Source organism: Sphingomonas sp. P3_C6 (assembly GCF_056402595.1).
Map to the genome: position 1 here is coordinate 164,549 of NZ_JBFUHB010000005.1, position 26,045 is coordinate 190,593.

General features: G+C 64.2%; 21 protein-coding genes and 1 pseudogene. 1 reads left to right on the top strand and 21 read right to left on the bottom strand.

Annotated features, from left to right (window positions below):
- Positions 1–112: 112 nt before the first annotated feature.
- From AC1DT7_RS08445 to AC1DT7_RS08545, 21 genes and pseudogenes are all read right to left on the bottom strand, one after another.
- On the bottom strand, positions 113–1,288 hold the full coding sequence (locus AC1DT7_RS08445) for a glycosyltransferase family 4 protein (RefSeq protein WP_478035482.1): 1,176 nt from the start codon (positions 1,286–1,288) through the stop codon (positions 113–115).
- A 306-nt stretch (positions 1,289–1,594) separates the two neighbouring features.
- Positions 1,595–2,896, bottom strand: a complete 1,302-nt coding sequence (locus AC1DT7_RS08450) for a hypothetical protein (RefSeq protein WP_478035483.1) — start codon at positions 2,894–2,896, stop codon at positions 1,595–1,597.
- Positions 2,897–3,448: 552 nt separating this feature from the next.
- Entirely contained in the window at positions 3,449–4,495 is a 1,047-nt protein-coding gene (locus tag AC1DT7_RS08455) for a glycosyltransferase (RefSeq protein WP_478035484.1), read from the bottom strand.
- Between the two features lie 79 nt (positions 4,496–4,574).
- Entirely contained in the window at positions 4,575–5,915 is a 1,341-nt protein-coding gene (locus tag AC1DT7_RS08460) for an O-antigen ligase family protein (protein WP_478035485.1), read from the bottom strand.
- A gap of 64 nt (positions 5,916–5,979) precedes the next feature.
- Positions 5,980–7,191 carry a tetratricopeptide repeat protein gene (locus AC1DT7_RS08465; protein ID WP_478035486.1) on the bottom strand — a complete coding sequence of 404 codons (1,212 nt, stop codon included), beginning with the start codon at positions 7,189–7,191 and terminating at the stop codon, positions 5,980–5,982.
- A gap of 5 nt (positions 7,192–7,196) precedes the next feature.
- The gene (locus tag AC1DT7_RS08470; RefSeq protein WP_478035487.1) at positions 7,197–9,422 is read right to left on the bottom strand and encodes a GumC family protein; all 2,226 of its coding nucleotides are present in this window, start codon (positions 9,420–9,422) and stop codon (positions 7,197–7,199) included.
- 43 nt (positions 9,423–9,465) lie between these two features.
- On the bottom strand, positions 9,466–10,035 hold the full coding sequence (locus AC1DT7_RS08475) for a polysaccharide biosynthesis/export family protein (protein ID WP_478035488.1): 570 nt from the start codon (positions 10,033–10,035) through the stop codon (positions 9,466–9,468).
- 296 nt (positions 10,036–10,331) lie between these two features.
- Positions 10,332–11,297, bottom strand: a complete 966-nt coding sequence (locus tag AC1DT7_RS08480) for a GDP-L-fucose synthase family protein (RefSeq protein WP_478035489.1) — start codon at positions 11,295–11,297, stop codon at positions 10,332–10,334.
- 39 nt (positions 11,298–11,336) lie between these two features.
- On the bottom strand, positions 11,337–12,416 hold the full coding sequence (locus AC1DT7_RS08485; protein WP_478035490.1) for a glycosyltransferase family 4 protein: 1,080 nt from the start codon (positions 12,414–12,416) through the stop codon (positions 11,337–11,339).
- Positions 12,417–12,429: 13 nt separating this feature from the next.
- Positions 12,430–13,068, bottom strand: a complete 639-nt coding sequence (locus tag AC1DT7_RS08490) for a class I SAM-dependent methyltransferase (protein ID WP_478035491.1) — start codon at positions 13,066–13,068, stop codon at positions 12,430–12,432.
- A gap of 59 nt (positions 13,069–13,127) precedes the next feature.
- On the bottom strand, positions 13,128–14,228 hold the full coding sequence (gmd, locus tag AC1DT7_RS08495) for a GDP-mannose 4,6-dehydratase (protein WP_478035492.1): 1,101 nt from the start codon (positions 14,226–14,228) through the stop codon (positions 13,128–13,130).
- 42 nt (positions 14,229–14,270) lie between these two features.
- Positions 14,271–15,413 (bottom strand): acyltransferase family protein, encoded by a 1,143-nt coding sequence (locus tag AC1DT7_RS08500; protein WP_478035493.1) that lies wholly within the window; start codon positions 15,411–15,413, stop codon positions 14,271–14,273.
- A gap of 80 nt (positions 15,414–15,493) precedes the next feature.
- Complete coding sequence (wecC, locus tag AC1DT7_RS08505; RefSeq protein ID WP_478035494.1) at positions 15,494–16,792, bottom strand: UDP-N-acetyl-D-mannosamine dehydrogenase; 1,299 nt, start codon at positions 16,790–16,792, stop codon at positions 15,494–15,496.
- 605 nt (positions 16,793–17,397) lie between these two features.
- Positions 17,398–18,531 (bottom strand): non-hydrolyzing UDP-N-acetylglucosamine 2-epimerase, encoded by a 1,134-nt coding sequence (gene wecB, locus AC1DT7_RS08510; protein WP_478035495.1) that lies wholly within the window; start codon positions 18,529–18,531, stop codon positions 17,398–17,400.
- A gap of 35 nt (positions 18,532–18,566) precedes the next feature.
- Complete coding sequence (locus AC1DT7_RS08515; protein ID WP_478035496.1) at positions 18,567–19,316, bottom strand: HesA/MoeB/ThiF family protein; 750 nt, start codon at positions 19,314–19,316, stop codon at positions 18,567–18,569.
- Entirely contained in the window at positions 19,313–19,690 is a 378-nt protein-coding gene (locus AC1DT7_RS08520) for a hypothetical protein (protein WP_478035497.1), read from the bottom strand. Before AC1DT7_RS08520 ends, AC1DT7_RS08515 begins: the two co-directional genes overlap by 4 nt.
- Positions 19,690–20,136: a dUTP diphosphatase gene (gene dut / locus AC1DT7_RS08525; RefSeq protein WP_478035498.1), complete on the bottom strand. Its 447-nt coding sequence runs from the start codon at positions 20,134–20,136 to the stop codon at positions 19,690–19,692. Before dut ends, AC1DT7_RS08520 begins: the two co-directional genes overlap by 1 nt.
- 78 nt (positions 20,137–20,214) lie before the next feature.
- Positions 20,215–21,395 (bottom strand): annotated as a pseudogene (gene coaBC, locus AC1DT7_RS08530) (bifunctional phosphopantothenoylcysteine decarboxylase/phosphopantothenate--cysteine ligase CoaBC).
- Between the two features lie 9 nt (positions 21,396–21,404).
- Positions 21,405–22,523 carry a hypothetical protein gene (locus AC1DT7_RS08535; RefSeq protein WP_478035499.1) on the bottom strand — a complete coding sequence of 373 codons (1,119 nt, stop codon included), beginning with the start codon at positions 22,521–22,523 and terminating at the stop codon, positions 21,405–21,407.
- Positions 22,524–22,788: 265 nt separating this feature from the next.
- Positions 22,789–24,321: a 2-polyprenylphenol 6-hydroxylase gene (gene ubiB, locus AC1DT7_RS08540; RefSeq protein WP_478035500.1), complete on the bottom strand. Its 1,533-nt coding sequence runs from the start codon at positions 24,319–24,321 to the stop codon at positions 22,789–22,791.
- Between the two features lie 121 nt (positions 24,322–24,442).
- Positions 24,443–25,174, bottom strand: a complete 732-nt coding sequence (locus AC1DT7_RS08545; RefSeq protein ID WP_478035501.1) for a class I SAM-dependent methyltransferase — start codon at positions 25,172–25,174, stop codon at positions 24,443–24,445.
- 60 nt (positions 25,175–25,234) lie between these two features.
- Between AC1DT7_RS08545 and mutM the strand changes: the two genes are divergently transcribed.
- Complete coding sequence (mutM, locus tag AC1DT7_RS08550) at positions 25,235–26,044, top strand: bifunctional DNA-formamidopyrimidine glycosylase/DNA-(apurinic or apyrimidinic site) lyase (protein WP_478035540.1); 810 nt, start codon at positions 25,235–25,237, stop codon at positions 26,042–26,044.
- Position 26,045 lies beyond the last annotated feature (1 nt).

Below are 26,045 nucleotides of genomic sequence, written 5' to 3' on the forward strand. Positions count from 1 at the left end.
ATCATGAGATTCTCCTGTCAGCGCGCCTATATTAGCGGGAATTCGATATGTCCCGACTCAATTTTTTGTCATCTCGTCTTTCGAGTTTCGAACGGTCGGCGGGCCGGTGTTTTCAACCGTCGCGCGAGAACTCCCGCAAGGCGCCGACAAAGGCATTTCCCCAGACCCGTTTGTCATAAGCCTCGAATTCGGCACGGGCGGATCGCGCCATCGCGTCGCGTCGGGGACGGTCGCCGAGGATGGCGAGGATGGCGTCGGTCAATGCGTCCACATCTGTCGGCGGTACCATGATGCCGCTCTCGCCGTCCAGAAAATCGACCCCGGCCTCACGCGTTGCGACGATCGGCAGGCCCGCCGACATGGCCTCCAGCACTACGCCAGCCGAGCCTTCGGCCAGCGACGGGAACGCAAGAATGTCGGCGCATAGGAATTCCGCCCGCATCCTGTCACGCGAGATGTGGCCGAGCACCTCGATGTTTGGCGCGCGAAGTTGCTCCGCCGCCGCTGTCGTCACGCCGCCAGCGAAGACGAAGCGGACCGACGGATCAATGCGCGCAATCCTGGCCGCGGCCAAGGCGAGATATTGGGGCCCCTTGCGGAGTTGGATCGAGCCGGCGAACAGCACCCGCTTGGGAAGCGGGTCGTTGGGCCGTTCGAAGGTGAGGCCGGATCCGTACCGGACGAGCCGGCATTTCGCGCGAGCCGCCGGATTGTAGTTGGCGACGTCCTCGATCACGCTCTGCGAAGGGCAGAACAGCCCGTCCGACCGATCGATCATGGTCTGGCTGACCGCGTCTAAAGCGGCGGCTGCCTCGGGGGAGAATGCTGTTTCGCGCCATTCGGGAAACTTTGCTGCCTCCCGATTCACCACGCGGTGTGCAGATGGCATGATGAACACGTCGGACACGAATCGCGCGCCATGCGAGACTAACTCGTCATATTGCTCCATGCCGGCGGCGAAATACTGAGAATAGATGACATCGGCCTCACGCAGGTCATGCTTGCGAAAGGCCCAGCGGTCGGTCGTGTCCGGCGCGCGTTTCTTGGCGAGCAGTGCGCCGGGTGAAAATCTGCGCAGAGCGGCTTGCGGCAATTCCGGAATTACGCGCCGGGACAGGTTCTGGGCCTTGGGATAGGCCGCTATCGCGGCTTTCATGAGAAGATGCTCGAGCGAGCCTTCGGAGACGGCGAGGTCGGTATAGAGCGCCTGCAACGCACCGGCTTGCTGGAGGAAGATCGCGAGGGCGTAATTGTGTCGGGCGCCAGGCTGGATCAGAATGGTCTTCATCGGCTCGAAGTCCACACTGATTCGACGTGCCGCAGCCGGGCGTTCTCAAGCCAGGGCTCGATATCGTCGTCGATAAAGTCGCCCTGAGATAGGGGGTGGCAGCCAAGGGAAGGCGGCACCCGAACGAATGGAAGCGCCCGCAGGCCATTTATGTCTGCATGGTCTTTGATCGTCGGCGTCTCAGCCATTGTCGTCATCGCGAGCCGTCGGCGAATATCGCGAGTAGGTGAAAGCACCAACCACTCGGACGCGTGACATCGCGGAGCGCCCGCATCGCTGTCATCTGGCATAGTTCGCCGCCAAGGCTCACGATCCGCCCCGCAATTGCGCCGCGAAGTTCAGGCGTTTGCTCTCGGCGGCGGTGATCCGAGCATAACGGAAGGGTAGCCAGACGACGAGCAGCAGGAATGGCAACGCACATACGAATTCCTGGAAGGCATGCGTGATCCCATGTAGGCCGGTGCCCAGAAGAGAAATATAGAGATACTGATCCCTCAGCCCGCCGACCGATGCCATGCTGAACAGCCAGCCGAAGAATCCACCCAGAAAGGCGAACGCAAAAACGCCAAAATACCAATAGTCGAGGAATGTGTCCGAAAAGCCCGTTCTCGTCGCACCGTTCGCGAAATAGCGATTGCTGAGAGGGTTTTCCGTGACCTTGATCATCATTGCGTTCTTGGCCTCGCGTCCGAAGACGACGGCGGGGAAGTATCGCGACATCATGCCGTTATAAAGCGATACGAATGGACGATACTCGCCAATATCTGTCGCGATCGCGATGTCCGTCACCGCGCCAGTGACTTCCGGGGCGGCGGGATTCTGCATGTTCTTGCCATATTCGCCCGATAACACTTCGCTGGATGTGAGTGCGCCAACTAGCGTGGTGTCGTTGGTCTTAACATAGCCGCGCAGCATGCCCGCCTGATTGACGATGAACGCGCCGAGCAGGCAGGCGGCGAACAGGAAAAACCTCGGCATAACGAAGTTGCGCACGAGGAACAGGCTGCCGAAAATGATGATAGCGAACTCGAAGATGAACTCGCGCTTCACGGCGACGAGCAGGCCTGGCGAGAAGATCGCCGTCGCGACGATGAACAGGATTAGCGAGACGCGATTCTTCGTTCGGATGAAAATTAGGAAATTCAGTGCCGCGCCGAACACCAGGCATTGCGCGAGCAAGGCATAGACGATGATGATGCCGGTCCACCCGGCTTCATAATTCGTCACAGAAGCCGTCCGGGACATCATGAAGAAGCCGATGGCGCCCACTGCAATCAGGACCACCGAGGCCTGCGCCATGCGCTTCTCGCTGTACATCGCGGCGATTTCGGCCTGCTTTCTTTCCGCAGTCTGCTTGCCGAGAAGCCGCCCACCGAAATATCCAGCGACGAGAAAGACGATGCACAGAGACATATAGACCCAAGCGATGGTCGGGTCGAACGGGTCAGCCAGGCCACCCTTTTCTAGCGCCCAAGCCTGGGGCAACAGCCACACTGACAGGAACATGCCCACAACATAAGGGAATTCGAACATCTTACGCGGCGCGAGGAGCGGCACGATGCCGAGTCCCATGATAAGCCCGGACAGAATGATCAGTGAAGGGCTCACAAGCGTCTCTCCGTCAGCGCCATTCGCCTTTCGCCCCGCGAGGAAGGCGAGTTCGCCTTCAAGGGCGGCACGAACGGCAATGAAAATCGCCTGAATGAAATTTTACAATGCTGGCGCATAGCATAGTCGAAATACTCGATTCTGTCGCGCAACAGTGGTGCGATTCGCAATCGCGACCGAACCTGTCTAACTGGGCAGGGCATATGGAATATTTCCGCGCCGCCGAGGAGGTTGGCGGCGAGCTTTTCGTGTACAGGCGGTGCAGGCTCGAACGCTACAAGCCTTGCATCCAGCGGGCTGTCGAGGACCAGTCGGCTCCAGTCGCCGACATTCGCCCCGACGTATAGAAATACCGCACCGTTTCCGGCATCCGCCTGGCGATGGTTTTGGCCAACCAACGATCGCCGTCGATTCCGACATCGGTCTGCGAGTTGCTCCAGGCAATCAGATATCGACGTCAAAAAATGTTGAGCGGGTGACTTATGGCGCGAGCGGGTCGCTGTGTTCCAGGACATCAACTCGCGGATCCGTCTGGCGACCACGCAGTACTTCCTAACTGATCCAGGGCGCTATCGACGCCACGCGGTCGTCCCAGCTTTCGAGATGAGGGCGTCGGCCCACTTCGGCACAAGCCTTAGCAGAGCGGATCGATCGATCAAGCGCGTCGCCCGGCGCGACGACGAAAACACCATCCTGCCGCGCGATCTGGTCGCAGGCGTCGGTCGCAATGATCGGCTGGCCGATCGCGAGGTGATCCCAAAGGCGCATCGGCGAGCAGAAATGGTTGAACGGGGTGGGCGCATAAGGAATCACGGCGATGTCGATTCCCGCCATCCAGGCGTGGATCTCGGCGTGAGGGCGGGCGCCGAACCAGTGGACCTTGGGATTGTCGCGCAGGCGGGCGATCGCGCCATCGGGGTCGGGGCAATCCTGCAAGGGGCCGACCAGAGCGAGCGAGCCGACTTCGTCGGAATTTGCAAGCCGGTCCAAAAAGCCGAAGTCGATCCGGTCGTTGAACACGCCGACAGTGCCGAAGACGGGGCCAGGCAAGGCGGCGAGTTCGGGCGGTCGCGGGGTCGTCGCCGTGAAGCGCTGCTCCGAGGCGTTCGGCGCAACGATACAAGTGGTTGGATTCAGGCCATATTCGGCGACCGCGCGGTCGCGCAGCGCGTCGCTCACGAAGATCGAGAGTGTCGCGATCCGGCAGAGTTCGGCTTCGCGGGCGATGGCGTCGTCGCCGCCCCAGCCGGCATAACCGCGATAATCGTCAGAGCAATAATAGATGATCCGCGCGCGCGCGCGCAGGCGCTTCGCCAGGGGCAGATAGTGGAACGACGTGAAGATCGCCGTGTCGATCGTGCCGCCGCGCGCCGAGGCGACGGCATTGGCCCGTCGGAGCAGCAATGGCATCGCCAGCGCCGCGGTGCGGCTCGCCCAGCCCGGCGGCAAGGAGGCGGAGGTGAGTCCCGGCTCGTCAGGCAGGGCGCCGGGCCGCCGCCAGGCGCGAGGGGCGAACAACAGCGTGTCGGGATGGCGGCGCTGGAGCGCTTGCCCGAACTTGCGGCGCCAGATGGTGTTGACGTCGAACTGCGCGATCACGACGCCCGCCCCTCGAGATATCGTTCGGGGGGCGGTGCCGCCGCCGGCCGAATGCTCTCGCAATTGTGCTGCCTGCGCGTCATTCGGCCTTCAGGTGACGCCCGCCGGCCGCTTCCTCTTCGATCTTAATCTCTGGCCTCGACGCCATCAGCGCGAGGCCTGCGGCCAGGATCGATCCGATCGCGGCAGTGCGGGCCGGATAATCGACCAGCGAATGCGCCAGGATGGCCGCGGTTGCGACAACGGCCGCGCGATCGATCCTGCTCGCCGCGCGGGCGAACCAGATCGTCGCAGCACGGCTCAGCCACCAGATCAGCATACAGGCGATGAGCAGAAACCCCGCAACCCCGCCCTCGACGACCAGTTCGATATAGTCCGAATGGGAGTGGTTGACGAAGACGTTGGTGACCTGTCCAGGTTCTTCGAACAACTTGAAAACCGGCACGAAGCTCCCTGGACCGCTGCCGAGGGGAAAGGAGTGCAGGGCCGCCTGTGCTGCGATCCTGTACATGGCCGACCGCGACAACTGGTTCTGGGCGAATGACGGATCATCCACCGTCGTCGGGCCGTAGAGGATCACCATGACCAGCGCGGCGACGGACACCAGCGCGATGGCCGAGCCGATATAGCGCGCCGGCCCGAGCGAGCGCGGACGGGCGATCGCCCAACTCGCGATGGTGACAGGCAGCACCAGGACATAGGCTGCATAGGATTGGCAGATGGCGACACCCATCAGGAACATCGCCGCCATAGCAGCGAAGAGCAGATCCCGGCCTTGCCCCTTCGACCCTGCCGATCTTTCCGAACCTGCCAGGGAGGCGACGAAAGGAATTGCGCACAGCATCAGCGTCGCCTGATGATTGGCGTTGGCCATCAGGCCGATCGGAAGGCCGCGATTGCTGCTGTCGTAGAAGTAGAGCGGGGAGGCGTTGTCGCCGATCAATTGAGCGACACCCAGCAGCAGCGATGCCAGGGCGAGCAGCGGAATCGCCCAGCGCAGCCCGTTGGCATCGCCGGCGGGGCGCGACAGGATCGCCGCGCCGATGGCCAGCGGGGGCAATAGCGAGGTCAGGTGGGACAGGGTGCCCGCGGGGCTCATCGACAGTGGCAGCCAGGGGAGCGGGCTGCCACCGGCTACCAGCCTCTGCTGCAGGGCCTCGCGGCCCGGTGCCAGCGTCCAGAGCGATGGGGGAACCGGTACCAGCTGGAGACAGGCCCAGAGAATCCAGCAAACCATGATCGCAATGAGCACCAGGGCCGAGCGGGACAGGGGCGTTCTGGCGAAATTCGCCACGCTATAGCCAAGCACGACGGTCGCGATCAGCTGTAATGCCGCATTCGCCCATTGGCCGCCGCCGCTCGATCCGCCCAGAATGATGCACAACGCCATGAAACCGGGGATCAGCAACTGCCCGATCATGGTCGAAGGCGCTTTCGACGACGAGCGGGTCGAGCGGCGAGGGGTGGATTTTGGATTCATGATGTCATTTCACCAGGTCGACCGTGGCCGAATCGATCAGCGCGCCAGCCGTCCGCGGGAACTCGGCCGGGGCGCCGACCAGTGCAAGACTCTGGGCGCCGCAACCGGCGGCGGGAACCTCGAACTGAGTGGTATAGCGCTGCGGGCTGTCTTTCAGGCCAGTCAGCTTCAGGCTCTGGAGGGGTTCGCTGCCGCTCAGGCACGTCACGGTCCAGGAAAGCTGATTGTTGTCGTCCGATCCCGCCGCGGTCACCGACAGGCGATAACGCCCCGGCGAGAGCAGCAAGGTCTGCTCGGTCAGTATCGCAACCGTGCCCCCTAGATAGGACACATTCAGGCCCTTTGGTTTACCGAACTCGCTCGATCCCTCGGTTCCGTCCGTCAGCCGCCAGTTGAACGGAAGCGGTCCCGGCAATTGCTGGAATTGCGGATCGTAGACGGGCCCCAATTGCTTGAGTGACGATTCCGGCAAAAAGTTGATCCACGCGAGATAGGCGCGCTCATATTCCTGGTTCTTCAGGAGCGTCTGGAGCAGCGCCGACTGTTCGGATGAAACCTGGGCCTTCGTCGTATTCTGCGGCGTCAGCTGGTAGACGATGTCGGGCGACACGTTCTGCTGGTTGAGCGCATAGAGGAATGCGGCACGCCAGGGCGGGTTGGTCGCGAGCTTGCGGGCTAGCGGGGCGCGGCTTGCCGGGTCGCTAACGATACCGGCCATGGCATTGATCAGTCCGCTCGTGCCGGGGGGACCGATTCGCACCAGCCGGTCGAAATGCTCGATGGCGCTGCCGTAATCGCGATGGCGCAGATCCTGGTCCATGATCCACAGCCGCGCGCGCAGGGCGCGTCCGTCGCTGCGCACCGCAAGAAGCATCAGCGAGCGTGCTCGCGTGCTCTCGCCCTTCTTGTCAGCGGTCAGGCCGAGATAGGTCAGGGCTACCGGATCGAGCGGTGCGGCAGCGAGCAGGCGTTCCGCTCGTGCCGGATTATTGACGACGATGCTCGGGCCTCTGGCCGGCGCTAGTTCGGCGGTTAGCTCCTGGCGCAACGCGGCCACGCTGCCTTTTGCCAATCCCGCCACGCCATTGGGGTGCGCGTCGCTGACGGAAAGATTCACCACATTGGTCAGAACCGCCGCAAGCCCGGCCGCGGTGGCGGCCGCGCCGAGAAGCGCGAAACCGACTGACCTGGTCTTGCTTCCCCCCGATGCCGCCATGGTTCTTACGACATCAGCTCGATGCGCCGCAGCCGATCCTTCTCGTTCTCGCCCTTATCGGCGCCATAGCCGTAGCTATAGCCATAGCCATAGCCATAACCATAACCGTAACCCTCGAATTTCGGGTTGAACTTGGTCAGAACGACACCCATCACCCGCGCACCCGCAGCCCGCAGTTGCTTGATCGAGTTCATCGCGGCCGGGCGGCGGATGGCGCCGGATTCGATGATCACCACCGTGCCGTCACAGGCGGCACCGAGCAACGGCGCGTCGGCAAGACCGAGAATCGGCGGGCCGTCGACCACGATCAGGTCGAAGCGCTCGCGCATGATCGAGAGCAGGCGCGGCAGGTTCACGCTGGCCAGCAGCTCCGCCGGGTTGGGAGGGATCGGCCCACTCGGCAGCAGGTGAAGGTTGGTGATGTTGGTCGACAAGATCTTCGGTTCGGAGAGGTTGCCGCCCGCGAGCAGCGCGGACAGGCCAGTCCCGTCGCCTTCCTTGGCGGTGAAGGATGGCTTGCGCATGTCGGCGTCGATCAGGAGGACCTTCAGGCCGACCTTGGCGAAGCTCTGCGCCAGGCCGAGCGCCGAGCTGGACTTGCCTTCGGACGGCTTGGTGCTGGTCACCAGAAGGGTGCGGGGCGTACCCTCCGGCGACGAGAACTGGAGCGACGTGCGCGCGGTGAAATAGGCCTCCGATATCTTCGACCGGGAGATCGACAGTTCCTCGATCAGGGTCGTTTCGCGGCCAAGCTTCGGAATTACGCCGAGCACGCTGACCTTGAGCTTCGTTTCCACATCCTCCGGCACCTTGATGGTGTCGTCGATATATTCGATCGCCAGAATGACGAGGACGCCGAGCAGGGACCCGATCAGCAGGCCCATGATCAGGTTCGCGCCAAGTCGCGGGCTGAACGGCCCGCCGGGCGGTATCGCGTGGTCGACCACGGATGCCTGGCTTTCGCCGATGCCACCGGCGACGCCGATCTGCTTGTACCGCTGGAGCAGCGCATCATAGAGCGAGCGGTTCGTGTCCACCTCGCGTTGCAGGATGTTGTACTGGATGCTGCGGTCGCGAAGATCGAGCACCGAGCCCTTCAACTCGTTTACGCGACCCTTAAGGGCGTTCTCGCGCGAAAGCGCGGCTTCGTATTCCGAGCGCAGTGCAGTGGAGACTGCCGCGCGCTCCCGTGCGATCTGGCTGTCGAGGACGGCGATACGCGCCTGGACGTCCTTCATCTGCGGGAAGTCGGGTTTGAAGATACCGAGCTTTTCCGAATATTCGGCCGAAAGGCGGGTCCGTTCGCCTTGCAATGCGGCGATCGTCGGATTGGAGACGGTCTCCGTCGTCGTACCACCCGCACGGGATTCCTTGTACCGGCCCTCGGCGGCCATCCGCGCATCCTGGGCTGAAGACAGGGACCCGTTCAACGCGGTGAGCGATGAGGCGTCGAGCGACGTACCGGCGCTGGCGCGACCATCCGGGCCGGGGGCGCCTTCGATGTTCACGATGCCCTGCTGACGCGCATAGGAGACAAGGGCCCGTTCGGACTGGTCGAGCGCCGTCTTCACGGCAGCGATGCGCTGCTGAAGGAAGTTCCGGGCATAGGCTGTCGCGTCATAGCGACGCTCCAGCCCGGTCGAGATGAAGCTGTCCGCAAACGCATTCGCGATGCGTGCCGCCTCGTTGCGGTCGGCGCTCACGAAGTTGACGCTCATCAGGCGACTTGTGCCGACGGGCGCGACGCTCAGACCGCCACGCAGCCGGCCGACGGCGATATTTTCACGCGCCTCGCGCGGCAGGGATGGCGGCGCATAGGCCGGATTCGATGCCAGGTTCAGGCGCTGCGCCACGCGCACGGCGAGATCGCGGCTCTGCATCAGGCCGAACTGGGTCGCCATCGCCGCGGGGTCGTTGACCGTTACCGGCTCGATCGACGATTCCTTCATGATCTGCGTTTCTTGCCGCTTGATCTCGATCGTCGCGGTCGCGCGGTAGAGCGGGGTTGCGAGCAGTGTCATCGCCGTGGCGACCGCCAGACCGGCTACCGCGAACGCCACGAACAACCAGCGCCACTTCAACAGGATGCGCAGGATCGCGCGAAGGTTCAGCTCGAATTCGGGCGTTTCAGGGGGCGGAAGGGCGACCGCTGTCGAAATCGCCCCGCCGGCCGGCACGGCCGGAAGGGAGGCCGGACCACTTCCACGGAAGGCTTGGATCGTATCGGTCATGAGGGGAAGCAATCCATATTTGCGGTGTCAGCCGTGACGGACGTCAGAAAGGCCGAAACAAGGCGAGCAGTGGGATGGTCTGAATGACGTTCTTGAACAGGCTCTTCGATTCCGAACCGTCGACAACCACGATATCGTCGCCAAAGACCGGCGTGTCGGACATCTCGCCACGGCGGATCGACTTCAAGTCGAATGCGGCTGCCTGGCGCTGACCGTTAATCTGCCGGAAGATCACCACACGGCGGGGATTGGCGTCTTCGGTCGTACCCTTGGCCATCGCGACAGCCTGAAGCAGKGTCGTCGGGCCGGCGATCGGGTAGATGCCGGGCGCACCGACGGCGCCATCGACCGTGATCCGGGCGCTCGACGCCGATTTGACGACAACCTGAACCTCAGGGTTGTTGATGTATTTTTCGCCGAGCTTGTTCTTGATTTCGGCGGCAAGTTCCGCGGATGTCTTTCCCACGGCAGTAACCTCGCCGATCAGCGGCATGGTGATCTTGCCACCGGCATCGACCGGCAACTCACCCGAGAGATCGGGGACGCGATATACCGTGATGGCAAGTTGATCGAGCGCGCCGATGCGGTACTCCACATCCGGCGCAGCTGCCACGGGAGCATCCGGCCGGCCGAAATCCTTGACCTCATAAGGCACGGAGCCGCCCCGCCCGGTCGAGCAAGCGGCAAGAGCGACGGGTACGAGCAGGGCCACGACCACCGTGCGGAGACGATGCAAGAATGTCATTCCGAATATCCTACACGTGGCGAATCGCGACGAATAAATAGCCCGCCGCTTTATGTGGTTATAGAGCCGGAACCTTTAACCGCGCGGCTCCGCCCGTCAACCCTGCTGCGGGGCAACAAACCCTCTGAAACCGCCGTTCCGGACGGTCCGGCCGAGCCGGGATTTCAGGCAGCGAGGGGGCCGGTGCGGAGCGTGTCGCTATTGTCCAAAAACCAGCGGTAGGTGTCGGCGATTCCATCCCGAAGCGGGCGGTGGGCACTCCATCCCAATGCGTTCAGCTTGCCGGTATCGACCAGCTTGCGCATCGTTCCATCGGGTTTGGAAGCATCGAACGTCGTATCTCCCCGAAAGCCGACGATCTCCGCGACCATCCGGGCGAGGTTGCCAATGCTGATCTCTTCGCCAGATCCGATATTGACGATTTCTTCTCCCGAATAGTTCCGGGCAAGAAAAACAAGCGCATCTGCAAGGTCATCGACATGCAGAAACTCACGCAGCGGTTCGCCGCTGCCCCACACCGGCAACGTTGCAGCCCCGGCCAGCCGTGCTTCGTGGGCCTTGCGGATGAGAGCGGGCAGCACATGGCTGCCCCGCAGGTCGAAATTGTCGAACGGGCCATAGAGATTGGTCGGCTGGGCCGAAATGAAGTCGCATCCATATTGGCGGCGATAGGACCGGGCGAGCATGATCCCGGCGATTTTGGCGATGGCATACCATTGGTTGGTCGGCTCGAGCGGGCCGGTCAGCAACGCATCCTCCCGCATCGGCTGTTCGGCATGCTTGGGGTAGATGCAGGACGATCCGAGGAAGACGAGCTTTGCGGTGCCGGTGCGGCGCGCGCCCTCGATCACGTTCGCCTCGATCATCATGTTGTCGTAGAGGAATTCCGCCGGCAGTGTATCATTGGCCGCGATCCCGCCCACCTTGGCTGCGGCCAGGAAGATCAGGTCGGCCGGGTTCGCCTCCATCCAGGCGAAAGTCGCGGCCTGGTCGCGCAGGTCAATCCGCGTTGCGGCGGAGACGATCTCGCACTGTTCCGACGCCAGGCGTCGGATGATCGCCCGGCCGACCATGCCGCGTTCTCCGGCAACCCAGACACGCTTGCCGGTCAGGGAAAACAGTTCGCTCATGACGATATCGGTCCTTGTTCGTGTCGAAGGCGGTGCGCGCTACAACAACTTCTCATATTCGCTGATGATCTCCTCGCGCGGATAAGCCTTCGTATAGGCGTCCGCAATCTCGCGCGCACCCCAGGCGCCCGCTCGCCACTCGATCAGGAAGTCGCGGATGGTGCCGGCCGCCCCGGCCGCATCCTCCAGCGGAATGATCCGGCCCAGCCGACCCTTGCCGAGTATCTCCGGAATCGCGCCGACGCCGGTGGCGATGAAGGGGCGGCCCCGGCTCAGCACCTCGAGCGCGACGAGGCATTGTCCTTCCGAGATCGAAGGATTGATGAAAGCGTCGCAACTGTCGATGGCTGAGGGGACAGCGTCGCGCGAAACCATGCCGTGAAAGATCGTCGGCAGGTTGCGCCGGCCCGCTGCCTCTCGCAGCGCGATATCGTGGTCGCCACCGCCGAACAGATGGAACTCGATGCCGTCCGATCGCAGTTCCTCGGCGATATCGAGCAGATAGAACAGGTTCTTCTGCGTGACGAACCGGCCGAGAAAGCCGAGACGGAACCGGCCGTCGCGCGGCCGCTCGACAGGGTCGGGAGCGGCGACCGGTGGGATATAGGGGACGATATCGACCGGCCCGGTAAAACCCATTGCGCGCAGGTCGTCGACGAACTCGCGACTCTGGACGAGGAATCTGTCCAGGCCGCGGCTCACCCAGTCCGGCACGCCATCCGGCCACATCTCGCGAGGGCGATAAGGCGTGACGAACACCGTCTCTGTCGGTTTCGGTCTTCTGGCGCGGGCCCTGTCGACGATATGGCTGAAGATGGGCCTGGGCGGTATCTTGGCAAAGACGATACGATCGGCCTTTGCCAATTGCCGGCCGTGGCGCGCGTAAAGCAGCGCATCGGGCAGGCCGAACTTGCACCCCTTGCGCAACGGTGTCCTGAACACCCTGGTTCCGGCCCGTTCGATGTCGTGGAACTCCCGCAGGTCGTTGGCCCAAACCAACATCGATCGTTCGTCCCGACCGATGGGCAGGTTGGTCAGCAGGTCGAAAAGGAAGGCTTCGATTCCCCCCACGGCCTCGAAGCCGCCGACCTGGAACGCGACGCGCTGCGGCGGCCTCATTGTCTCGCCATCGTCAGGCATTGGAGGGGGGTGTCTCCCGCTTGCGGAATACCGAAATCATGGATTTCGCAAGAGCCGGTACGCGCCCCACACGGTAAAAGCCGATTTCGTCGAATCCGGCCCCATCGAAGAGCGTCGCGATAGACCTGCGGCTCCAGAACTTGATATGGCCGCCTTCCCACAGCGCCGTGAAGTGACTTTCCATCTTGCCGCTTGCGGCCAGCGCGAGGTTCTTCAGATAGCTGTGATAGGGCGTGCTGACGATCGCGATGCCGCCCGGGTTCAGCAACTCGCCGATCGCCGTGGCATAACGCGCCGGCGAATAGACATGCTCGGCAACCTCGAGGCTCAGTAGCGTGTCGAAGGTGCCGAATCGCGCGCGCAGATCTTCTTCGGACGAACCCAGTTCGAGCCGGCACTCGGGATATTGGCGTTGCGCGATCTCGATCCCGGTGATCGACGGATCGACCCCGCAGACGACGTGACCCTGCTTGGTCAACATCGCCGCGGTGGTGCCGTTGCCGCATCCGAGTTCGAACATCGCCCCCGGTGGCCGATCGGCCATGATCTTCAACAGCGTCGGGAAGAGATAGGCGTGCGTGTGGGCGCGCTCGCCGTCTTCATATGCATAGCTCTGAAGTGGCGTCGACATGTTGGTTCCATTCGCCGTGCGGTGCGTACCATGATGGGTTTCGCCGATGGGCGAGGGGATCAGCCCCTCACTGCATAAAGTGAGCTTGGCCGTTCCTCGTCGGGACGGCGAATCTCCGCTTCTCGTGCAACGTTCTTCAGGTCTTCGCTGACCATTTCCGAGACCAGTTCGGCCAGCGTGGTCGTCGCCTCCCAGCCAAGCACGCGCTTTGCCTTGGCCGGGTTGCCGATCAGCAACTCGACCTCGGTCGGCCGGAAATAGCGCGGGTCGACCTTGACCAGGACCTTGCCTGTCTTCCTGCAACGGCCGACTTCGTCCACGCCGGTGCCGCTCCAGTCGATCTCGACGCCGACTTCGGCGAAGCTCAGCTCGACGAAGGAGCGGACAGTCTGGGTCTGGCCGGTCGCCAGCACGAAATCGTCGCCCTTGTCCTGCTGGACGATGCGCCACATGCCCTCGACATAGTCCCGCGCGTGGCCCCAGTCGCGCTTGGCGTCGAGATTGCCCAGCCACAGCATGTCCTGAAGTTCCAGATGGATCGCGGCGACCGCGCGCGTGATCTTGCGCGTCACGAAGGTCTCGCCACGCAGCGGGCTTTCATGGTTGAACAGGATGCCGTTGGAGGCGTGCATGCCGTACGCCTCGCGGTAGTTCACCGTGATCCAATAGGCATAAAGCTTCGCGGCCGCATAAGGCGAGCGCGGGTAGAAGGGCGTCGTTTCCGACTGCGGCACTTCCTGAACCAGGCCGTATAGCTCGGACGTCGATGCCTGGTAGAAGCGGGTCTTGTCGGCAAGGCCGAGCAGGCGGAGCGCCTCGAGCAGGCGCAGCGTACCGATCGCGTCGGCATTGGCGGTGTATTCGGCGGTATCGAAGCTGACCTGAACATGGCTCTGCGCCGCGAGATTGTAGATCTCGTCCGGCTTCACTTCCTGGACGATCCGGATCAGGTTCGTCGAATCGGTCATGTCGCCATAGTGAAGGTGCAGACGGGCGCCCTTTTCGTGCGGGTCCTCGTAGATATGGTCGATGCGTCCGGTGTTGAACGATGACGAGCGGCGCTTGATGCCGTGCACGTCATATCCCTTGGAGAGCAGCAGTTCGGCGAGATACGCGCCATCCTGGCCAGTGATACCGGTGATCAGGGCGGTCTTGGTCATGTGATGAAGCTCCATGGTTGATGCGACCGCTGCGGTGCGTTTTCAGGGCGCCTTACCAACTTGGGGGGGCGGGTCCAGTTCTAGTCTCTGCCCGGCCTCATTTTCCGGGGCCGCCGGGTGTTTTCTGAACCGCACGCGCTTCGACAAGGCGAGGGCCGGGCCTTCGACGACATGATAGAGGACGACCGCCGCGGCGATCGAGGCGCCGCCGCCGATCAGGAACGCCACGATCCATGGCGGATCCAGCCGATGGAGGATCGGCAGCACGGTGACGATCACGAGCAGGTGAACAAGGTACAGCGAGTAGGAAATCTTCCCGAAGAAATCGAGCACCGGATTGTAGAAGTTCACGTACATTACAACGGCGATGGTGATCAGCGCGACGATCGGGATGTCGAGCGGTGCCTTGAGGAAAAGGGCCGCAGCCGAGATAGCGATTGCAGCCGCGAAGGTCGGGAGCTTCGCCAGTCTTTCCCGGTAAAGGAAGGTCGCCATCCCGATCATGAAACAGGGAAGATAGGCAAAGATGATCTCGCGCTCCCCCAGCGGCAGCCGTTCGCTCGGGAAATAACCCGGGACATACAGCCACATGCAGAGCGCGCAGGCGAGGGCGATCGGTATCGGATATTTGTGAAGGATCGGAAAGATCAGGCCGATCGTGATGTAGAACTGGAATTCGGTGCACAGCGTCCAAAAGACGTTCAGCAGCCACTCCTTGTGCAGCAGCGGCGCAATATAGGCCACATGCGCGAGGACCTGGATCCCGTCGATATGATAGGGCGTTTTCTTGACGATGCCGAGCAGGACGTTGAGCAGCAGGGTGAGGCCGACGACAACAAAGAACGGCGGATCGACTCGCACGAATCGTCGCGCGATGAACATTGGAAAGTCCTGGATGCGGTATCTCGTCTTCCGCATCGAATAGGGCAGCACGAAACCCGAAATGAAGAAGAAGATGGTGACGCCGTAATTGCCGAGGATGCCGACTGCGGCGACTGCGGCCGGCGCGCCCACATAGGGCGTGGCGATCAGATGATCGAACAGCACGGTGAGCGAGGCGACACCACGCAGATTGTGGATCGATTCGATCCGGCTGCCGGTGCGCCTTGCAGGGCCGGCACCATTATCCGGCGATGCCGATACAGAGTCGGCTGCGGCGATCGCCGGAATGATTGGCTCGCTCATCTTTGCCCCCGCTGTCGTGCCGCCAGGAGCTCCCGGCACGACACGACCCGGCTAGGGGATGGCAGGTCCCGAGTCCAGCGTCAGCCAGCCAGGCGCAACGGCTCCGGCCTTGGCTGGACGCGCGGCTGGTCGGGCCAGATGCCGCGTGTATCGTAGACGATCTTGTCGGCCCGCTCGTCGAGCGGCACCGACTTGAACACGTCATGGTCGACCAGCACGATCATGATCGGGCAGGTCTCGATTGCCGTGTCGATATCGGTCAGATGTGCGCCGGTGCCGTCGAAGGAGGCGGGCAGGGCGGCCGCATAAGGCTCGACCACATGAAGCCGGTCGCCGAAGCGCGCCGCCAGTGCGGTCGCCACTTTCAGCGCAGGGCTCTCGCGGAAATCATCGATGTTGGCCTTGAAGGCGAGGCCGAGGCACGCGACCGGCATGCCCGGGTGGTCGGCGACCATCGTCTCGGCGCGGGCGATGACATAATCGACCTTGGCGTCGTTCACTTCACGAGCCGTGCGGATCAGCGGTGTGTTGGGGCGGTCGGCATGGACAAGGAACCACGGATCGACCGCGATGCAATGCCCGCCCACGCCCGGGCCCGGTGAGAGAATGTTGACGCGCGGATGGCGGTTGGCGAGGCGGATCACTTCCCACACATCGACGTCCATCGTGTCCGCGACGCGGCTCAGCTCGTTGGCGAAGGCGATGTTGACGTCGCGAAACGCGTTCTCGGTCAGCTTCGTCATTTCCGCCGCGCGCGACGTGGTCGTGACGCAGGCACCGCGAACGAAGCGGCGGTAGAAAGCCAGGGCCTTGCGTGCGCAGCGCGGCGTGATGCCACCGATGACCCGGTCATTGTCGATCAATTCGACCAGGATACGGCCCGGCAGCACGCGCTCTGGGCAATAGGCGATGGCGATGTCGGGGCTTTCGTTCGTCTTGCCCGGCACCTTCAGGTCGGGGCGAAGCTGTGCAAGCAGGTCGCGGACCTTCTCGGTCGTTCCGACCGGCGAGGTGGATTCGAGGATGACGGCGTCTCCTGCCTTCAGCACCGTGGCGATGGTCGTCGCAGCCTGAAGGACATAGCCGATGTTCGGCGCATGATCGTCGGCGAAGGGGGTGGGCACGGCGATGACGAAGACGTCGGCCGGTTCGATGACGGTCGAGGCACGCAGATTGCCACGCGCGACGACGCCGGAGACCAGTCCGTCGAGATCGACTTCCTCGATATGCACCTTGCCCGAATTGACCGTATCGACGACCGATTGCGTAACATCGACGCCAAGTACTTTGGCGCCCGTCCGTGCGATCACCGCAGCGGTGGGAAGGCCGATATAGCCGAGACCCAGCATGACGACCTTGAGCTCATTGTCCGAAACCATCGACGGCATGTCCTCGCAAAACCTTGCGACGCCCGGCCGCCAGCGGCGGCGAGCTATCGCTGACCGGCACCGCTTGTCGCCGAGGCGGGTGAAGATTTCGGAAATGTCGGCCGGATGGCTGCGAAAAAACGCTAACGGCGTGAGCTGCGTACCCGACGCTCAGGCGCGCCTTCTTCGCCGAAGAGAGTCAATTTGCGGGGACGATGATCATCAGGCCTGGACGCGCGCCAGGAGCCGGTCTTCGGATCGCGGAACAATTCCCGGGAACAGACCTTGCATCGGGCAAAGACATTGCCCTCGAAACCTTTCTTGGATCCTGATGCCGTTCGATGCCTGAACATTAGGCACCATAAGCCGAATACGCGCATGCGATACCGTTCCTCCCTTTTCCTGTATTTTTTTGCCCGATTCGACCGGGCGCGTTCCACATTGGGTGCTGTCCTGAATGAAAAACGAAGCCGCGTCCAGAAACGGGCGGTATTTCTGCGACCAATGTAAAGCAACGGCCGCCAATACCGGCTTCCGCTGGCGAAATACCAAGCATCGCGGATCGAAAGCAGAGGGGCAGGTCATGGCCGCATTCGGCGACCGAGCCCGCATCCTGGTCAGATAAGGCTTTTTCCGACGATGTCGGCGATCCGCGCGCTGCTGTTGCCATCACCGAAGGGATTATGCGCGCGTGCCATTGCCGCATAGGCGGCGGGATCATCGAGCAGGGTTGCCACCTCGGCGACAATCCGGTCGGCGTCGGTGCCGATCAGCTTCGCGGTGCCGGCAACGACGCCTTCGGGGCGCTCGGTCGTCTCGCGCATGACGAGCACCGGCTTGCCCAGCGCGGGTGCTTCCTCCTGCACGCCGCCCGAATCGGTCAATGCGATCTCGCACAGGCCGAGCGCGCGGACGAAATGAGGATAATCGAGCGGATCGATGCGGGCGATATTGGGCCGGTCACCCAACATCTCGTCCATTACCGATACGACATTGGGATTGGGGTGGACCGGAAACAGGATCGCGGTGTCCGGCCGGTCGGCGATACGGCCCAGCGCCCGGGCGATATTGGCCATGCCGTCGCCGAAATTCTCGCGGCGATGGGTGGTCACCAGGATCATGCGTTTGCCCGCGAAACGCGCGGCGATCTCGTCGAGCCCGGCGGCGAGCGAAGGGTCCTCGGCCAGGCGGGCGCGGGTTGCGTGAAGGGCGTCGATCACGGTGTTGCCCGTCACATGGATCGTCGCCGGATCGATATTCTCGCGCTTCAGCGCGGCGGCGGCGGTATCGGTCGGGGCGAAATGCTGGTCTGCGATCGGCGCGACGATGCGACGGTTCACTTCCTCGGGCCAGGGTTGCCAGATGTCGCCCGAGCGAAGCCCCGCCTCGACATGGCTGACCGGCGTCTTGCGGTAATAGGCGGCAAGCGCACCGACCATCGCGGTGGCGGTGTCGCCCTGCACGATGACGCGGTCGGGCTTCTCCGCATCCATCACCTCGCCGAGACCCGTCAGCAGGCGCGCGGTGAGGCGGTCCAGCGACTGGCCCGGCTCCATCAGGTCGAGATCGATGTCGGGGGACAGGCCGGCGATGCTGAGAACCTGGTCGAGCAAGCCGCGATGCTGGGCGGTGACGCAAGTGCGCACCGTCAGGCCAGGGATCCGCTTTAGCGCGGCGACGACGGGGAACAGCTTGATCGCTTCGGGACGGGTGCCGAAGATGACCAGGACCTTGGGAGATTCAGCGGACATGCCCACGCCCCTAGACTGATTGGCTTAAGACCAGGCTAACCGCATGCCGAACAGCCCGGGTCCCTGGGCAGGGCGATGGTGCGGAAGCGGAAGGCGAGCGCATCGACGAGCAGCAGCTTGCCCGCGCTGTCCTCGCCGAACCCGACGATGCTGCGCATTGCCTCGAGCGCGGCTAGGCTGCCCATCACCCCGGTCATCGCGCCCAGCACGCCCGCCTCGGCGCAGCTCGTCTCCGGCCGGTCGGGATCGGAGCCGACAAAGCAGCGGTAGCAGGGCTTGTCGGCCTCCCAACCCCGGAACACGCCGAGCTGCCCTTCGAACTGGCCGACCGCAGCCGAGACAAGCGGGATATGCATGGCCAGGGCGGCGTCGGCGACCGCGAGCCGGGTGGCGAAATTGTCGGTGCCGTCGATGACGATATCGGCGCCCAGGATGAGATCCTGCGCATTGCCGACATCGATCCGCGCGCGCCGCGCCTCGATCGTCACGCCCGGGTTGAGCCGCGCGACCGCCTGTGCCGCCGCCTCTACCTTGGGTGCGCCGATATCGTTACCGCCGAACAGCGTCTGGCGCTGGAGGTTGGACAGATCGACAGTGTCGTCGTCGATCACGATCAGGCGGCCGACGCCCGCTGCCGCAAGATACTGGATCGCGGGCGAGCCGATGCCGCCGGCACCGATGATCGCGACGGTCGCGCGGCGCAGCTGCTGCTGGCCGGCACCGCCGACCTCTTTCAGCACGATGTGGCGCGCGTACCGCTCGAGCTCGGCGTCGGTCAGGCTCATCCGTGCCAGTCGTAGACGATCGTCGCACGGTACCAGGTATCGGCGGCACCGGCGTGGGATTGCAGATTGGCGCGGGCGAAGCTGACGACGAGGCCGGCGCTATATTGCTCGACGGTCGGGCAGTTGATCGCGCGGGGCACGGCGCGGCGGATCTCGCCATCGCCGTCGACCAGCGCAGCCACATCGACCTTCACGACATAATGGCCATCGGCCGGCTTCGGCTGCACGCAGCGACCGGCCGCAATCTCGTCGGCCACGAAACGCGCGAGCGGCGCGGTCATCTGCGGCGGAGTCGCATAAGGCAGCGGGGCAAGCGCGGACCAGTCGGTCGGCACCGCCGGTGCGGTCGCCTGCAGGAGGAGGAAAAGCAGCATCAGCGCCCAGTCGAGCCGAATCCTCCGGCTCCCCTCGCGGTATCCTCCAGCGTGTCGGTTTCGTCCAGCACGGCGCGCTGGACCGGGGCCGGAACCAGTTGAGCGATCCGGTCGCCGCGGGCGATGACGAAATCCTCGCTGCCGAGATTGGCGAGGATGACCTTCACCTCGCCGCGATAGTCGCTGTCGATCGTGCCCGGCGTGTTGAGGCAGGTGATGCCATGCTTGAGCGCCAGACCTGAGCGCGGCCTGACCTGCACCTCATACCCTGGCGGGATGGCCATGGCGAAGCCGGTCGCGATGGCGGCGCGGGCGCCCGGTGCAAGCACCGCATCTTCCGCCGATACGACGTCCATGCCGGCGGCGCCGTCAGTGGCATAGGCCGGCGCGGGCAGGCCGGCGCCATGGGGAAGGCGCTTGAGAGCGATGGTGATCGGGTCGGTCATGGTCTCACAATATGGTTCGCCCAGGGCTTGCCGAAAGGGCTGTTGTTGGGGCGCGTGAAGAAAAGCACAGTCGCACCGTCAGCCTGAACGAGAGGTGAGGGCGTCGGCGATGCGTGCCGCCAGCCGCTCGGCCACCTCTTCCTTGGGCAGGCGGTCCCAGCTTTCCACGCCGTCCGCCGTCACGATGTGCACCGCATTGGCGGTACCGCCCATCACGTCGCCCGACACGTCGTTGGCGACGATCCAGTCGGCGCCCTTGCGTGCGCGCTTGGCGGTGGCGTTCTCGATGACATGCTCGGTCTCGGCGGCGAAGCCGATCAGCAGGCCCGGGCGACGGGGGCTCTTGGCCAGGATGGCGAGGATGTCCGGATTCTCGACGAGATGAAGCACGGGCGGCATCACGCCCTTCTTGATCTTCTGGCCGGCGGTATCGACCCGCCAGTCGGCGACGGCGGCGACCATCACCGCGGCATCGACCGGGAGTGCCTGCGCGACGGCATTGGCCATCTCCATCGCGGTTTCTACATCGACCCGGTCGACGCCGGCCGGTGTGTCGAGCGTGACCGGCCCTGCGACCAGCGTCACCGTCGCCCCCAGCTTCGCGAGCGCTCCGGCTATCGCGAAACCCTGCCGCCCCGACGAGCGGTTGGCGAGGTAGCGCACCGGGTCGATCGGCTCATGAGTCGGCCCCGCGGTGACCAGGATATGTTTGCCGGCGAGGGTCACGAGGCGGACAGCGCCCGCTGAATCGCCGCGAGGATCACCTCGGGCTCGGGCAGGCGGCCGGGGCCATATTCGCCGCACGCCATCGGGCCTTCGTCCGGTTCCATCACGGTGACGCCGTCGCCGCGCAGGGTCGCGACGTTGCGGCGGGTCGCGGCATGACCCCACATACGCACGTTCATCGCCGGAGCGGCGAGCACCGCCTTGTCGGTCGCGAGGAGCAGGGTCGTCGCCAGATCGTCGGCGATGCCGGCGGCCATCTTCGCCATCAGGTCGGCCGTGGCCGGCGCGATCACGATCAGGTCAGCCTCGCGACTGAGCTGGATATGGCCCATCTCGGCTTCGTCCTTCAGGTCCCACAGGGTGGTGTAGACCTGGTTCTCGGAAAGCGCGGCGAGGGTCATCGGGGTGACGAAATGCTGGCCGCCCGCAGTGAGCACGCACTTCACCTCGATGCCCGCCTTGCGGCACAACCGGATCAGCTCGCAGGCCTTGTAGGCGGCAATGCCACCACCGACGATGAGCAGGATCTTCATCGCTTGTTCCTATCTGACCATTCGCGTCACGATGATCCGTCGCTTGTCGCGCGCCGCGGCGACCAGGTCACGCAGGGCATCGGGCACGAAGGCAAGGCCGACCAGGATCGTGGGCGCGATCATCAACCCCCAATAGAAGGTGTCGGTGCGCCCGAACAGGCTCAGCAGCACCGCATAGGCCGCGAACGTCGCAAGAGTCCGCAGCGCGATTTCGCTATCCCATCCTGCCCAGCCGAACAGGGCGAAGGCGATCAGCAGCGCCCCGAGCCAGGCCGGGGCAAGATTGAGCGCGGTCGACAGGGTCATGGTCTTCACGAAGAAGCCGAAGCCGAGCATGCCCGCCCAGCCGGGCGATGCAGGATCGATCGGGCGGACGACCAGCCCCACCGCATGCGCATGACAGGCGACGACCACCGCGAACACCGCGACGGCGACGCCCCAGCCGATCGCCTCGCGGCGATTGCCCTCGACAAAGGCCAGAGCAACCATGATCCCGACATAGAGGGCAGCCGTTTCGCGGATCAGCATCGCGATCAGGCCGAACGCGACTGCCTCGACCCAGCGGTCGCGCCGTCGCAGCGCAAGCGACAGCGCGATCAGCAGGCCGGCCCATATCTCGTGGAAGCTGGCCAGCTCGGGCTGGACGAACGCCATCATCCCGCCAGTCAGCAGCACCATCGCGATGGCGAGTGGCGGAGCCCGCGCAAAGGCCGGGCGCAGCCTGATGAACCAGGCGAGCATCACCGCCGCGACCAGCGCGTAGAGCAGCACGACCGTCACGATCGGCGGCATCGCCGCCTGCACCATGGCGAGAGTCGGCAGGCGGAAGGTGACGAAGGGCTTCAGCGGATAATTGCCGGTGCGCAATGCCTGCGCCGTCACGGTATAATAATCGCCACCGCCGCGCAGCCCTGCGACGATCGTCTCGTACAGCATGACATCGGCCTCGTCGTCGGCGCGCTGGGCCGGATCATGGCTGACGGGTGGGGGACCTGCGCTGACCAGCGCCGACAGGCTGGCGACGAGCAGGACGGCAAGCAGCGCGAGCAGGATCTGCGCGGTACTCCGCTTCAGTCCTGCAAAGCGGGTGGGGGCGGTGAGCCAGAGCGGGGCATGCGGGCGTGCCAAGACTTAGCGCCGTTCCATGATGGGTTGGCGGCAGGCGGGGCGAGTCGATGCCGGAGTCGGAGAAATTCCGGCGTGTTTCCCCGCTGTTCGATGCGTCGCTATTTTTCTTCCGCTGCAAGGCGCCGAAAAGGAACGAGACATCGTCAAACATCCACGAACAGGGGAAACAACGGTCCGGGACCAATGGTGCATCCCGTTCCCACCACGCTGCGACGACGACACCCGATGTTGAATCGGGCGCGGCAACGCGGCGGGCTGCCTCATGCTAGCGGACCAACAAGGTTGCTGCGACCGCCGCGAGCGCGCTGACGACGGCGATTGCGGCATAACGCCAGCCCCCCCCGATGCGAACGACCTCGATCTCCTTGAGCGGCGGGGCAGGGGGGGCGCCGCCCGGCGCCGGATAGCGCAGCTCGATATTGCGGATGAGGTCGGGCAGGCGGGCCAGGGTGCGCAGATCGGTGATGATCCGGTCGGCCACCGCCGCTTCCGGGCCAAGCTCGGTCCTGATCCATTCGCGCACGAACGGCGCGGCCGAATCCCACAGGTTGATGTCGGGGTCTAGGCTGGTCGCCACGCCTTCGACCATCACCATCGTCTTCTGCAGCAGGAGAAGGTGCGGCTGGGTCTGCATGTCGAAGTCGCGGGTGATGTTGAACAGACCGTCGAGCATCATGCCGATCGACATGTCCTTGACCGCAAGCCCGCGCATCGGCTCGCCGACGGCACGCAGCGCCGTCGCGAACTCGGCGACATTGTGGTGCGCGGGCACATAACCCGCCTCGAAATGGATCTCGGCGACGCGCTTATAATTGCCGGTGATCAGGCCGTAGAGGATCTCCGCCAGCCACACTCGCGCCCGGCGGTCGATCCGACCCATGATGCCGAAATCGATCGCGGCGATGCGTCCGTCGGGCAGGGCGAACAGATTGCCCTGATGCATGTCGGCGTGGAAGAAACCCTCGGCTATCGCCTGGCGCAGGAACGCATGGACCAGCGTGTTGGCCAGCTTGGGCAGGTCATATCCCGCCTCGACCAGCGCCGCGCGATTGGAGATCTTGATGCCGTCGACCCAGGCGATGGTCAGCGCCTTGCTGGTCGTTCGCTGCCAGTCGATCGCGGGCACGATGAAATCGGGCTGGGCTGCCATCGCCTCGGCCAGTTCCGACGCCGATGCCGCCTCGCGCCGCAGGTCGAGCTCGCGCGCGGTCCAGCGCTTGAAGGTTTCGATCACCAGGCGGGGGCGAAGCCGCGACAGCTCGCCGCCGAGCCCCTCGATCTGTGCCGCAGCCCATTGATAGGTGTCGATCGCGCGGGCGAATTCTTCCTCGACGCCGGGGCGCAGCACCTTGACCGCGACTCGACGGCCGTCGGTGGTGATGGCGCTGTGCACCTGGGCGATCGAGGCTGCGCCGACCGGGACGGGATCGATCGACGCGAACAGATCCTCGGGAGGGCGCCCGAACGCGCGCGTCATCGCGGCGTAGATCGTCTCATAGGGCAGGGGCGGCAACGAGTCCTGGAGGCGCAGCAAATCCTTGGCCGCCGCTTCACCCACGATGTCGGGCCGGGTTGCGAGCGTCTGGCCAAGCTTGATCGCGGCCGGACCGATCGCCTGCAGCGCATCGGCATAGGCCGGGGTTTTCGGCACACGCGCGCCGACACGGGCGACACGGACGAGGCGGCGGATGCGCGTCGGCGTGTTGGGGTCACGCTCGATCCCACGAAGCGCGCCGTGACGCGCGAGGATACGACCCCATTTCAGGAGTCGCCAGAGATGCACGGCGGGTGCGGTCATGCTGTCGTTCCCTGGCGGAGGCCGGAGCCCGGTTGGGAAGATTGCCGCAACGAAACGCCGTGCCCACCCAAAGCCCGTTCCGGAACTGGGCCCCGGCCTTCGCCGGGGAACAGGCTGATCATCAAATCTTCCAGCCGCTATGGATCGCGACCAGCCCGCCCAGCATCGGCTCGACCTTGGTCTGAACGAAGCCGGCCTCGCCGATCATGCGTTCGAAGGTCGGCATGTCGGGGAAGCGGCGGATCGATTCGATCAGGTAGCGATAGCTGTCGCCGTCCTGGGCGAGCAGCTGGCCGACCTTCGGCACGACCTTGTGCGAATAGGTGTCGTAGATATCGGCGAACCCCGGCCACAGCGTGGTCGAGAATTCGAGGCAGAAGAAGCGCCCGCCCCGGCGCAGCACGCGATGTGCCTCACGCAGGGCCTTGGGGATGTCGGTCACGTTCCGGATGCCGAAGGCGATGGTGTAGGCGTCGAAGAAGCGGTCGGGGAAAACTAGCGTCTCGGCATTGGCCTCGGTCCAGACCAGGCCGTCGATGCCGCGCTTCTGCGCGCGTTCCATGCCGACTTCGAGCATCTGCGGATTGATGTCGGCGACCGTCACCGACGCGCCGGACTTTGCCAGGCGGAAGGCGATGTCGCCGGTGCCGCCGGCCATGTCGAGAATCTGTTCGCGCTCGCGCGGTTTCACGCGGCGGACGAAGCGATCCTTCCACAGCCGGTGCATACCCCCCGACATCGCGTCGTTCATGATGTCGTAGCGTGACGCCACGCTCGAAAAGACCCCGCCGACCCGGCGCGTCTTTTCCTCGGGGGCCACGTCTTCATAGCCGAAGGAAACGGTGTCGTTCATGGCGGTCGCTCTAGCCAACGCTTGTGGGCGGAGCAAACGCAACCTAGCGCTATGCTTACCATGCCAGAGCTTCCCGAAGTCGAAACCACCGTCAACGGGCTTCGCCCGGTGTTGCAGGACCAGCGGATCACCCTGATCCAGATGCGCCGACCGGACCTGCGCCGGCCGTTCCCCGCCGATCTCGGCCAGCGGCTCACCGGCGCGGTGGTGACTGGGCTTGGGCGGCGCGCCAAATATGGACTGATCGATACCGATCGCGGCGACACGGCCATCTTCCATCTCGGCATGTCGGGCCGCTGGCGAGTCGATCCGAGCGAGGTGCTGCCGCACGATCACCTGATCGTCGAGACGGCCACGCATCGCCTCGCGCTCAACGATCCGAGGCGATTCGGCTCGCTCGATCTGGTGCCGACCGAGTCGCTTGCAAGCTATCCGCCTTTCCTCGCGATGGGACCCGAGCCGCTCGGGCCGGATTTCACCGCGCGCTATCTGCTGAAAGCGCTCGATGGACGAATCGCCTCGATCAAGCTGATGCTGCTCGACCAGCGAATCGTCGCGGGACTCGGCAACATCTATGTGTGCGAGGCGCTGCATGTCGCGCGCATCGCGCCGATGCGGCCCGCGGGCCAGATATCGCTGGCGCGGCTGGACCGACTCGTCGCGGCAGTCCGCACCGTGCTCGATGCGGCGATCGAGGCCGGCGGATCGTCGCTGCGCGACTATGCCCGGCCCGATGGCGAACTCGGCTATTTCTCCAAGCAATGGCAGGTCTATGGTCGCGAGGGCGAGCCGTGCGACTGCGGCGGCAAGGTCGAGCGCTACAGCGAAGGCGGCCGCTCGACCTTCTGGTGCCCGAAATGTCAGCGCTGAA